General features: G+C 71.9%; 10 protein-coding genes and 1 pseudogene. 8 read left to right on the top strand and 3 right to left on the bottom strand.

Annotated features, from left to right (window positions below; genetic code table 11):
• A pseudogene (locus ACFQ3T_RS28790) lies at positions 1-387 on the bottom strand (septum site-determining protein Ssd); the annotation flags it as partial.
• Between the two features lie 479 nt (positions 388-866).
• Here ACFQ3T_RS28790 and ACFQ3T_RS28795 point away from each other — a divergent pair.
• The 6 genes from ACFQ3T_RS28795 (at position 867) to murQ (ending at position 8,974) form a co-directional block, all read left to right on the top strand.
• Positions 867-1,679: an HAD-IB family hydrolase gene (locus tag ACFQ3T_RS28795; RefSeq protein ID WP_380727888.1), complete on the top strand. Its 813-nt coding sequence runs from the start codon at positions 867-869 to the stop codon at positions 1,677-1,679.
• Between the two features lie 671 nt (positions 1,680-2,350).
• Positions 2,351-4,081 (top strand): glycoside hydrolase family 3 protein, encoded by a 1,731-nt coding sequence (locus ACFQ3T_RS28800; protein WP_380727891.1) that lies wholly within the window; start codon positions 2,351-2,353, stop codon positions 4,079-4,081.
• A gap of 5 nt (positions 4,082-4,086) precedes the next feature.
• Positions 4,087-5,355: an exo-beta-N-acetylmuramidase NamZ family protein gene (locus tag ACFQ3T_RS28805; RefSeq protein WP_380727893.1), complete on the top strand. Its 1,269-nt coding sequence runs from the start codon at positions 4,087-4,089 to the stop codon at positions 5,353-5,355.
• A 13-nt stretch (positions 5,356-5,368) separates the two neighbouring features.
• Entirely contained in the window at positions 5,369-7,015 is a 1,647-nt protein-coding gene (locus tag ACFQ3T_RS28810) for a serine hydrolase domain-containing protein (protein WP_380727895.1), read from the top strand.
• A 109-nt stretch (positions 7,016-7,124) separates the two neighbouring features.
• On the top strand, positions 7,125-8,042 hold the full coding sequence (locus tag ACFQ3T_RS28815; RefSeq protein ID WP_380727897.1) for a MurR/RpiR family transcriptional regulator: 918 nt from the start codon (positions 7,125-7,127) through the stop codon (positions 8,040-8,042).
• Positions 8,039-8,974 (top strand): N-acetylmuramic acid 6-phosphate etherase, encoded by a 936-nt coding sequence (gene murQ / locus ACFQ3T_RS28820; RefSeq protein WP_380727899.1) that lies wholly within the window; start codon positions 8,039-8,041, stop codon positions 8,972-8,974. The genes ACFQ3T_RS28815 and murQ overlap by 4 nt, the downstream gene beginning before the upstream one ends.
• Here the strand turns inward: murQ and ACFQ3T_RS28825 are convergent.
• A complete protein-coding gene (locus ACFQ3T_RS28825; RefSeq protein WP_201438208.1) occupies positions 8,943-9,392 on the bottom strand; it encodes an Lrp/AsnC family transcriptional regulator in 450 nt (149 codons plus the stop codon). The two genes, murQ and ACFQ3T_RS28825, sit on opposite strands and share 32 nt — an antisense overlap.
• Positions 9,393-9,499: 107 nt before the next feature.
• Here ACFQ3T_RS28825 and ACFQ3T_RS28830 point away from each other — a divergent pair, with 107 nt between their 5' ends.
• Both ACFQ3T_RS28830 and kynU read left to right on the top strand, forming a co-directional pair.
• Positions 9,500-10,315, top strand: a complete 816-nt coding sequence (locus ACFQ3T_RS28830; RefSeq protein ID WP_380727901.1) for a tryptophan 2,3-dioxygenase — start codon at positions 9,500-9,502, stop codon at positions 10,313-10,315.
• Positions 10,312-11,442: a kynureninase gene (kynU, locus tag ACFQ3T_RS28835; RefSeq protein WP_447009574.1), complete on the top strand. Its 1,131-nt coding sequence runs from the start codon at positions 10,312-10,314 to the stop codon at positions 11,440-11,442. Before ACFQ3T_RS28830 ends, kynU begins: the two co-directional genes overlap by 4 nt.
• Positions 11,443-11,445: 3 nt before the next feature.
• On the opposite strand, the gene ACFQ3T_RS28840 is transcribed toward kynU, so the two are convergent.
• Positions 11,446-11,930: Fic family protein (locus tag ACFQ3T_RS28840; RefSeq protein ID WP_380727903.1), on the bottom strand; the 485-nt coding region annotated here is incomplete at its 5' end.

Genomic DNA, 11,930 nt, shown 5'->3' on the forward strand with positions numbered 1-11,930 from the left:
ACCGCCACGCGCGCCGAGCACGGCGAGCACGCGGCCGTCACCCGCCGGACCGCCCTCGGCGGCGTCGGCCAGCACGGCGCGCAGGCGCTCGTGGTCGGCGGGCAGCTCCAACACCTGCTCCGCGCCCAACGCCAGGGCACGCCGCCACGTCGCCGGATCGGGTGGACCGGCGCCGACGACGAACACCGCCGCCCTGCGCGGGAAGCCCTCGGCCTCGCACGCGACCACGGCGGCCTCGTCGAGCACCACCGCGGGCGCGCCGTGCCAGGGACCGCGCAACGCCGCCACGTCGACCACGCGCTCCACCTCGCAGCCGGCCACCGCCGCCGCGTGCAGCACCTCGTCGACCAGACCTTCGTCGGCCACCAGGGCCACCGGTCGCTCCATGCCGTCCTCCCCGTTCTCGATCTACGGGTTCCACGGTGTCGAGCGGTGAGGAAGCACACAACGGTTCATGATCAACATGTGGACAAGTCGGCAACCTGTGGACAACTCGACCCACGGACAGCGGCAGCGGACGTTCGAGGAGCCGTCGGCACGCACACGGCGACAGAACATCGGAGGCTGATGCAAGAAGGGGAGCAAGCGGCGCGGAGGTCCAGCGCGACGTCCCGCAAAACCGACCCCGGACATGGGACGACCCCCGCCAGGGGGGAGGGACGGGGGTCGTCATTGGTTCAGTCCCGGGGGGTCGGACTGAACCTGTCCGGTCGAGCCGGACGCGTCTACTGTATCCCCACAAGACGCGCTCATGCGTGTCTTCCGTTGAGTGGACGCGGAAAATTCGGCGGACCGCACACCAATTTCGTAAACCACCGAACCGGCGTTGGCGGCCGACCGCCACCCCACCGCCTTAAGCTGGACCGGTGACCGAGCACGCCACCGAAGGCAGTCGCGTCGCCGCGTTCTTCGACCTGGACAAGACCGTCATCGCCAAGTCGAGCACGCTGGCGTTCAGCCGGCCGTTCTTCCAAGAGGGCCTGATCAACCGGCGTGCGGTGCTCAAGAGCGCCTACGCGCAGTTCGTGTTCATGCTGGCGGGCGCCGACGCCGACCAGATGGACCGGATGCGCTCGCACATCACCGCGCTCTGCGAGGGCTGGGACGTCGAGCAGGTGCGCTCGATCGTCGAGGAGACGCTGCACGACATCGTCGACCCCCTCGTCTACAAGGAGGCCACCCAGCTCATCACCGACCACAAGGCGGAGGGCCACGACGTGGTGGTGGTGTCCGCCTCCGGCGAGGAGCTGGTCGCGCCCATCTCGACGATGGTCGGCGCGACGCACAGCGTCGGCACGCGGATGGTGGTCTCGACGGGCCGCTACTCGGGCGAGGTCGACTTCTACTGCGCCGGCGAGAACAAGGCCATCGCGATCAAGCAGCTCGCCGAGCAGCACGACTACGACCTCAGCCGCTGCTACGCCTACTCCGACTCGATCACCGACCTGCCGCTGCTGGAGGCCGTCGGCCACCCCACGGTGGTCAACCCGGACCGCGCGCTGCGCAAGGTCGCCGCGCAGCGCGGGTGGCCGGTGCTGACGTTCTCCGACCCGGTGTCGCTGCGGGCCCGCATCCCCCGCCCGTCGGGCACGGCGGTGGCCGTCACGGCCATCGGTCTCGGCGCCGCGACGGCCGCCGGCGTGGCCTGGTACGGCCTGCGCAGGCGGCGTCGGAGCTGATTCACCCGCCCTCCCCCCGGACGGCGGTGTCAACGACGTCGAACCAACGTGAAACCCCTGTCACGACAGCGGTTCCGCTACTGAACGTCGCTTGACCGGTGCACCCCATCGAGCCCTTGCCGTGCCGCCGAACACGCACTACAAAGGAAGTGCGGACCTCGGGTCGGCCAGGGACGAAGCGGAAGAGAAGCAGCGTCCACCCCGGCAGAGCTCCGTGCGCGGACTTCGAGACACCCACGCGCAGCACGCCGCGGGAGGCTTGTCGTCTAGGGCCTGCGTACCGGGACGCCGGACGCCGAGGCCAGGTCGGTACGACACGAGTTGCACGCTTGGTAACTCGAAAGTCCGCGCTGTCGACGGTGGGCCCCTCACATCGAGGGGCCCACCGTCTGTCTGTGCGCGCCCGCCCGCCCGCCCCCGCACCCCCGACCTGACCCGATGTCCGCCCCGAAGCAGCCCGAAGGCGGCTCCACCGCGCCCCGGCAAGCCCTGGCCACGGCGCCGGCCCCGTGATAACGCCCGATCGGGTGACGAGCGGAGCGCCCGGTTCTGTCGGCGCCCCCGAGCACAATGCCCACGCAGAGCAACCCGTTGACCCGCTCTTGTGACGTGGGTAACTTGCCGAATGCCGTCACTAAGTGGTGGAAGATTTCCCAGCGTGGGAGGCCGCAGTGCTCCGTCCGCTCGTCGTCGTCGCCGTGGCCGCGGCTTCCGTCGTGGCATCACCCGCCCATGCCGCACCACCGGACCAGACCGGCCCGCCCGGAGCCGAGCGCGTCGCCTCGATGCTCGCGGGCATGTCGCTGGAGCAGAAGGTCGGCCAGCTGTTCGTCACCTACCTGCACGGCCAGTCGCCGGACGAGGCGCACCCCGGCAACCTGCGCGACTTCGGCGTGGCCACGCCCGCCGAGGTGGTCGCGAAGTACCAGCCGGGCGGCGTCATCTACTTCAACAACTCCAGCTACGACAACATCGACACGCCGCGGCAGATCGCCGCGCTGTCCAACGGCCTCCAGCGGGCGAGCGACATCCCCCTGGCCATCTCCATCGACCAGGAGATGGGCATCGTCACCCGCATCGGGCCGCCCGCGACCCAGTTCCCCGGCAACATGGCGCTGGGCGCCGGTCGCAGCACCGCGGACGCCGAGCGGGCCGCCGAGATCACCGCTCGCGAGCTGCGGGCGATGGGCGTCAACCAGAACTTCGCGCCGGACGCGGACGTCAACTCGAACCCGGTGAACCCGGTCATCGGGGTGCGCTCCTACTCCAGCGACCCGGCGCTGGCCGCCGAGATGACCGCCGCCCAGGTGCGCGGCTACCAGGGCCGCTTCCTCTCGCCGCACGCCGTGAGCGCGACCGCCAAGCACTTCCCCGGCCACGGCGACACGGCGGAGGACAGCCACACCACGCTGCCGAAGGTCGACCGGACCGTCGAGGAGTGGGAGCGGCTGGACGCGCCGCCGTTCACGGCCGCCATCGCCGCGGGCGTCGACTCGATCATGACCGCGCACATCCGGATGCCGAAGATCGACCCGTCGGGTGAACCGGCGACGTTGTCCAAGCCGGTCCTCGACCTGCTGCGGGACAAGCTGGGCTACGACGGCGTGGTCATCACCGACTCGCTGGCGATGGCGGGCGTGCGGCAGATGCACCCCGACGCCGAGATCCCCGTGCTGGCGCTGAAGGCGGGCGTCGACCAGCTGCTCATGCCGGTGAAGCTGGACGTCGCGGTGAACAGCGTCCTCGCCGCCGTGCGCGGCGGCGAGCTGACCGAGGAGCGCATCGACCGGAGCGTCCTGCGGGTGCTGCGGATGAAGTTCCAGCGCGGCATGCTGAACAACCGGCAGGTCGACCTCGACCAGGTCGCCTCCCGCGTCGGCACGCCCGAGCACCTGGCCGAGGCGCGGCGGATCACCGACCGCACCATCACCGCCGTCCGCAACTCCGCCGGCGTGCTGCCGCTGGCCGCCAAGCCCACCGCCGCCCTCGTCACCGGCTGGGGCGAGACGACGACCCGCACCCTGGCCACCGCGCTCGGCGGCACGGCCCTGCCCACGGGCGCGGCCCCGACCGCGGCCCAGGTCAACGCCGCCGTGCAGGCGTCGGCCAACGCGGACGTGGTCGTCGTGCTCACCAACGGGCTGTCCCAGCAGGCCGCGCAGCAAACCCTGCTGACCAGGCTCCTCGCCACCGGCAAACCCGTCGTGGCGGTCGCCGTGCGCAACCCGTACGACGTGGCCCACACGGCCGCGCCGACGTGGTTGGCCACCTACTCCTACGGCCCGGTCTCGATGGAGTCCCTGGCCGCGGTGATCACCGGCGAGGTCGCGCCGACCGGCAAGCTGCCGGTCGCGGTGCCCGGACCGACTCCGTACCCCTTCGGCCACGGCATGGGTTGGTGACCTTCATGGACCGCAGACACTTCCTCGCCGGCGCGCTCGCCGTCCCCGCGCTCGGCGCCCTCACCCCGGGTACCGCCGGCGCGACCGGGAACCCGGACAACCCGGAGCACCCGGACCGGCCGCGCACCATCGACACCGGGGCCGAGCAGCTGGCCCAGGACGGCTGGCGGCGGTTCGCGGGCCACAAGGTCGGCGTGGTCACCAACCCGACCGGCGTCCTGCGCGACCACACCCACATCGTCGACTCGATGGTGGCCGCCGGGATCGCGCCGGTGGCCGCGTTCGGCCCCGAGCACGGCTTCCGCGGCACGGCGCAGGCCGGCGGCTCGGAGGGCAACTACCTCGACCCGCGCACCGGCATCCCGGTCTACGACACCTACGGCGCGAGCACCGCCAAGATCGCCGGGATGATCGCCAAGTCGGGTGTCGACACGCTCGTGTTCGACATCGCGGACATCGGCGCGCGGTTCTACACCTACATCTGGACCATGTACGCGGTGATGCAGGCCGCCGCCGCGACCGGCGTGCGGTTCGTCGTGCTCGACCGCCCCAACCCGGTCGGCGGCACCGCCCGCGGGCCGCAGCTCGACCCGGCCCACGCGACGTTCGTCGGCCGCAAGCCGATCGTCCAGCAGCACGGCATGACGATCGGCGAGCTGGCGCGGCTGTTCGACGGCGAGTTCCTGCCGACCGACGGCGGCCGGGTGAGCAGCCTCGAGGTGGTCGACGTCAGAGGCTGGAAGCGGGACGACCTGCACTCCGGCCTCCCGTGGGTCCCGCCGAGCCCCAACGTGCCGACGCACGACACCGCGCTCGTCTACCCCGGCACGTGCCTGTTCGAGGGGTTGGTGTTCTCCGAGGGCCGCGGCACGACCCGCCCGTTCGAGACGATCGGCGCGCCCGGTCTGGACTGGCGGTGGGCCGAGGACCTCAACGCGCTGGGGCTGCCCGGCGTCCGGTTCCGCGAGACCTACTTCACGCCCACGTTCAACAAGTTCGCCAACAAGCTGTGCGGCGGTGTCGCCCTGCACCTCACCGACCCGCACGCCTTCGACGCGCCGCGCACCGCGGTCGCGATGATCGTCACGGCGAAGGCCCGCTACCCGCAGGTCTTCGCGTGGCGGCCGGACCACTACATCGACAAGCTCAGCGGCTCGGACCGCCTGCGGCGCATGGTGGACGCGGGCGCGGGCGCCGACGAGGTGGTCGGCGCCTGGGCCGACGAGCTCGCCGCGTTCGAGGCCACCCGCCGGCCGTACCTGGTCTACCGGTAGAGGGAGAACGGCGATGCGCATCCCTGCCCTGCTGATCGCGACGACGATGCTGTTCACCACGCCGGCGCACGCCGAGGGCCGCGAGGCCCGGTTCGACCGGCCGCACGAGGGCTGGGCGAGCAGCGTGCTCCGACCGGGTACCCCCGAGCACGTGGGACTCGACCCGGCCCCGCTGGACGCCGCCCTGGCGCAGGTCCAGCGCTACACCGTGCCCGACGCGAGCGGCCACCCGCTGTTCGCGGGCGCCGTCACGCTGTTCGCCCACGAAGGCGCCGTGGTGACGCACGAGCCGACGGGGTGGGCGGTCCGCTACTCCGACGGGGCCGGCACCGAGCTGCCCGAGGCGCAGCGGGTGCCGATGGCGCCGGACACGATCTTCGACCTGGCGTCGATCTCGAAGCTGTTCACCTCGATCGTGGTGATGCGCCAGCACGAGCTGGGCCGGTTCGGGCTGGACGACCCGGTGGCGCGGCACCTGCCGGAGTTCGGCGTCAACGGCAAGGGGTCGATCACGGTCCGGCAGCTGCTGACCCACACCTCCGGGCTGGTGGCGTGGCTGCCGCTGTGGTCGCAGTACCCGGACGTCCCGTCGCGGATCAAGGCCGTGATGGACACCAAGCCGCGCAGCGCGCCGGGCACGACGTACCTGTACTCGGACCTCAACCTGATCACGCTCGGCCTGCTGGCGGAGAAGTGGTCCGGCAAGAAGCTGGACGAGCTGGTCCGCGACGACATCACGGCGCCGCTCGGCCTGGTGGACACCGGCTACAACCCGCCTGCCGCCAAGCTGGACCGGGTCGCGGCGACCGAGTACCAGGCGGGCCGGGGCATCATCCGGGGCTCGGTGCACGACGAGAACGCCTGGTCGCTGGGCGGGGTGGCGGGCCACGCGGGCGTGTTCTCCACGGCGCCCGAGCTGGCCGTGCTCGGCCAGGCGATCCTCAACGGCGGCGCGTACGGCGACCGGCGCATCCTGGAGGAGGCCACCGTCGAGCTGATGCTCACGGACTTCAACCAGGCGTTCCCCGGCAACTCGCACGGGCTGGGCTTCGAGCTGGACCAGCGCTGGTACATGGGCGCGCTGACCTCGCCGAGGTCCGCCGGCCACACCGGCTACACGGGCACCACGCTGGTCCTGGACCCGCTGTCGCGGTCGATCGCGATCCTGCTGACCAACCGGGTGCACCCGAGCCGGAACTGGGGCTCGATCAACCCGGCGCGGCGCGCGGTCGCGAACGGCCTGGCGCAGGCGATGGCCGTGCGGCCGCACCGCGGCACGGCGCTGACGCCGCAGTCGGACGGCGGCACGGTCACCACCCGTGACCTCGAACGGCGCGCGGACCGGCAGACGTTGTCGTTCTGGGCGTTCGTGGACCTCGACGCGAGCGACAAGGTCGTGGTCGAGGCGACCGACGACGGCACGACGTGGCGCCAGGTCCACGTGCTGGCCGGCTACGGGGAGCGGCGGTGGCACCGGGTCGAGGTCGGCACGGAGTCGGCGCTGAAGTTCCGCTGGCGGTACGACCGGGGCACGGGCTACGACGGCCGCGGCGTGTACGTGGACGCGGTGCGCGTGACCGACGAGCAGGGCGCGCTGTTCGACGCGGAGCAGGAGCCGACCGGTTTGGACGCCGAAGGGTGGCGAGCCGTGGACCGTTAGTGACATGCCGACTTCTCCCTCCCACCAAGGGGGGAGATTCGGTCACGGTTGGGGTGAGTTACTCCCACCCTGCGTTGACCGTGCGTTGAGCGGTTAGTAAGTTTCCCACGTGTCCACCGAAAGTTCCGCCGACTCCAGTCCCCTGGTCAAGATCCGTTCCCTCCTGCCGGGCCTGGCCCGGGCGGAGCAGCGGGTGGCCAAGGTCGTGCTGGACAACCCGGCCACCGTCGCCCACCGCAGCATCACCGAGGTCGCCGAGGCCGCGGGCACCAGCGAGACGACGGTGACCCGGTTCTGCAAGGCCATCGGTGTCGGCGGCTACCCGGAGTTGCGGATAGCGCTGGCCGCCGACACGGCCCGCACGTCGATGCGCCCCGACCGCGACCTGGGCGGGGACATCGGCCCGGGCGACGACCTGCGCCAGGTCGTCGGCAAGGTGGCGTTCGCGGACGCGCGGGCGGTCGAGGAGACAGCCGAGCAGTTGAACGTCGAGACGTTGGAGGCGGTGGTGGAGGCAGTGGCGGGTGCGCGCCGGGTCGACGTCTACGGCTTCGGCGCCAGCGCGTTCGTCGCGTTCGACCTCCAGCAGAAGCTTCACCGCATAGGGCGAACCTGCTTCGCCTGGAACGACACCCACATCGCGCTGACGTCCGCCGCCGTGCTCACGGGGGCGGACGTCGCGGTGGGCATCTCGCACACCGGCTCCACGTCGGAGACGGTCGAGGCGCTGCGGGTGGCCAAGGAGCACGGCGCGACCACGGTCGCGCTGACCAACTTCCCCCGCGCGCCGATCAGCGAGGTCGCCGACCACGTGCTGACCACGGCGGCGCGGGAGACCACGTTCCGCTCGGGCGCGATGGCCAGCCGGATCGCCCAGCTCACCGTGATCGACTGCCTGTTCATCGGCATCGCCCAGCGGCACGTGGACAGCGCCAAGACGGCCCTGGAGGCCACGTACGACGCGGTCTCGGGGCACCGCCTGGGGGCGCGACCGGATGGCAGGCGACGTCGGGAGTCCGCTAAATGACGACGAACCGGAACGATGTCGCGGTCCGGGTGGAGTCCCCCACCGAGGCCAGGAACCCGCGGACCGAGGACATCGACCGGCTCTCGACGCTGGACGTGCTCCGCCTGATCAACGCCGAGGACCAGCTGGTCCCGGCCGCCGTGGCCGCCGTGCTGCCCGAGCTGGCCCGCGCGGCGGACCTCGCCGTCGGCGCCCTGCGCTCGGGCGGGCGGGTGCACTACGTCGGCGCGGGCACGTCCGGCCGGCTGGCCACGCTGGACGCCGCCGAGCTGGTGCCGACGTTCAACGCGCCGCCGGACTGGTTCGTCGCGCACCACGCGGGCGGCCGGGAAGCCCTGGTCAACGCGGTGGAGAACGTCGAGGACCGCGGTTCGGACGGCGCCGCCGAGATCCGCAGGCACGCGGTGGCGGGCGACCTGGTGGTGGGCGTGACGGCGTCCGGCCGCACGCCGTTCGTGGTGGCCGCGCTGGAAGAGGCCCGCACGATCGGCGCGCACACCGTGCTGGTGTCCAACAACCCGATCGGGTCCGCGCCGGTCGACGTCGACGTGCTCATCACCGTCGACACCGGCCCGGAGGCCATCGCGGGCTCCACCCGGATGAAGGCGGGCACGTCCCAGAAGCTCGTGCTGACGTCGTTCTCGACCGCCGTCATGGTGCGACTCGGCCGCACGTACTCGAACCTGATGGTGTCCATGCGCGCCACCAACGCGAAGCTGCGCGGCCGCACGGTCCGCATCCTGCGCGAGGCGACGGGACTGGGCGAGCAGGAGTGCACGACCGCGCTGGCCGACGCGGGCGGCGACCTGAAGGTGGCCCTGGTGCACCTGCTGGCCAACGTGCCCGCGGCCCGCGCCGCGGAGGCGCTGGAACGCACCCAGGGGCACGTCCGGCTGGCGCTCAGCCGGCTAGCACCGGACGCCACGGGATAGGCGTCGACAGGACCATCGCGCTGGACGTCTCGCCGTAGCCGCCCAGCCGCACCAGCAACCGCTCCAACTCGCTGATCGACGTGGTCACGACCTTGACCACCGAGCAGATGTCGCCGGTCAGCCGCACCACCTCCACCACCTCGGGGCAGTCGTCGAGCAGCTCCGGGTGCACGGTGATGCACCGCGGGCCGTAGCACTTCATCCGCACCAGCGCGACCACCGACCTCCCGACCGCCGTCGGGTCGACGGTCGCGCGGTAGCCCGTGATGACGCCCGCGTTCTCCAGCCGCCGGACCCGTTGCGCGACCGTCGGCGGCGACACGTGCACGCGCCGCGCCAGCTCGTTGTACGAGAGCCGCGCGTCCTCCTGCAGCGCCTCCAGCAGCGCCCAGTCCACGCCGTCCAATTCGATGCTCACGATCACAAACCTACAAGGCCTGGCCGATTGACGGTCATAAGAACTTTCCGGCTGAACATCATTCGTCACCCATTCAGATCACTCCAACGCGCGGTCATGATGAAGGCATGACTTGTCCGGTCGCACCCAAACTCGACTTCGGCGGCACGACGCCCTACGAGGACTACGTGCACGCCTCCGTGCTGCACTCGCTGCAGCAGCAGTGGTCCAAGGACCCGCGTGAGATGTCGTTCCTGGTGATCACGCAGGTCATGGAGCTGTACTTCGGCCTGCTGTGCTTCGAGTGGCGGCAGGCCAAGAAGGAGCTGCGCGCCGACGACCTGCGCGCCGCCGTCCGCACCCTGCGCCGCAGCGACCTGCACATGCAGGCCCTCAACGCGGCGTGGCGGCCGATCGCCCGGATGACGCCCGCCGAGTTCAACTCGTTCCGCGACGCCCTCGGCGAGGGCTCCGGCTTCCAGTCCGGCCGGTACCGCGAGGTGGAGTTCCTGCTCGGCGAGAAGTCCCGGTCGATGCTCGTCCCGCACCGCGCCGTCCCGCAGCAGCACGACGCGCTGGAGAGGCTGCTGCACGAGCCGAGCCTGTACGACGACGTGCTCGCCGCCCTGCACCGCCAGGGCCTGCCGATCCCCGAGGACGTGCTGGAGCGCGACGTCAGCGAGCCGTACGAGCCGAACGCCGGGGTGGAGGCCGTGTGGGCCGACGTCTACCGCGGCGGGTCGAGCGACCTGCTGGAGCTCGGCGAGGCGTTGACCGACATCGCCGAGGAGTTCGCCCGCTGGCGCTACGACCACCTGCTCGCCACCCGGCGCTCGATGGGGGCGAAGACCGGGACCGGGGGCTCGGCGGGGGTTGCGTGGTTGGAGAAGCGGACGCGACGCTCTGTCTTCCCGGAACTGTGGACGGCCAGGAGTCACGTATGACGCGCATGCCCGACCCGTTGGCGCACACCCGCGAGCTGTTCGACCTGGACGACGACGTCGTCTACCTGGACGGCAACTCGCTGGGCGCGCCGCCGAGAGCCGTCGCCGAACGGGTCCAGGACGTCGTCCGCCACCAGTGGGGCCGCCGGCTCATCCGGAGCTGGGCGGAGGGCTGGTGGGAGGCGCCGGAGCGGGTCGGCAACCGGATCGGGCGGCTCATCGGCGCCGGGCCGGGCCAGGTCATCGTCGCCGACTCGACCAGCGTGAACCTGTTCAAGGCGCTCATGGCGGCGGTGCGCAACACCGACCGCGCGGAGATCGTCGTGGACGAGGGCACGTTCCCGACCGACGGGTACATCGCGCGGTCCGTGGCGGAGCTGACGGGGCTCGCGCTGCGGCCCGCGCCTCCAGAGGACCTGGACCTGCGGGACACGACGGCCGTCGTGCTGCTGAACCACGTCGACTACCGCACGGGCCGGCTGCTGGACATGGCCGAGGTGACCGAGCAGGTGCACGCGGTGGGCGCGAAGGTGGTCTGGGACCTGTGCCACAGCGCGGGCGTGCTGCCGATCGAGCTGGACGCGCTCAACGTCGACCTCGCCGTCGGCTGCACGTACAAGTTCCTCAACGGCGGGCCGGGCTCGCCCGCGTTCCTGTACGTGCCGAAGCACGCCCAGTCGACGTTCGAGCAGCCGCTGACGGGGTGGACCGGGCACGAGGTGCCGTTCGCGATGGCCGCGGAGTACACGCCGGACCCCGGCGTCTCCCGCGCCCGCGTCGGCACGCCGGACATCATCTCGATGCTCGCGCTGGACGCCGCGCTGGACGTGTGGGACGGCGTGGACCTCGCCGACGTGCGGGCGAAGGGCCTGGCGCTCACGGCGCACTTCCGCGGGCTGGTCGAGGACCTGCCCGGCATCGAGGTGATCACCCCGGCCGACGACCGGCGCGGCCACCAGGTGTCGCTGCGGCACCCGGAGGCCGGGCGGATCATGGACCAGCTCGTCGAGCGCCAGATCCTGGGCGACCACCGCCCGCCCGACGTGCTGCGCTTCGGCTTCGCCCCGCTCTACAACACGTTCGAGGACGCCGAACGCGCCGCCGCCGTCCTGAAGGAACTCCTCTAGCGCCTACGTGGTGGCGGCGTCGGCGATGCCGCGGGCCTCGCGCGCACCGGCTTCCAGTGCCTCGCACCAGAACAGGAGCCAGCGCGTGACGCCCTCGGCGTCGCCGGTGGAGAAGCCGTGCAGGGCGGACGCGTAGTCGTTCTGCCGGCGCAGGCACATCACCTCGGGCACGCCGAGCGACTTCGGGTCGAGCCCGGTGGCGATGGAGGCCAGGCGGGACGCGGCGCGGGCCACCACGCCGTTGGCCGTCTCGAACGGCGACAGCGTCATCAGCTCGCCGTGCACGACGGCCACCAGCACCGGGCCGGGGGCGGACGTGCCGCCGGTGACGAGCTGCGCCAGCAGGTCGAGCCGCTCGGACACCCCGGCCGCAACCCGCGGCCGGCCCAGCTCGCCGCCCAGGTCCGCGCCCGCCAGGACGTGCAGCTTCGCCAACGCCTGCAACGGCGCCCGCTGCCACGTCGGCAGCACGACGCCGAGCGCCTCGG

The sequence above is a fragment of the Saccharothrix hoggarensis genome, assembly GCF_042678885.1.
GTDB lineage: Bacteria > Actinomycetota > Actinomycetes > Mycobacteriales > Pseudonocardiaceae > Actinosynnema > Actinosynnema hoggarensis.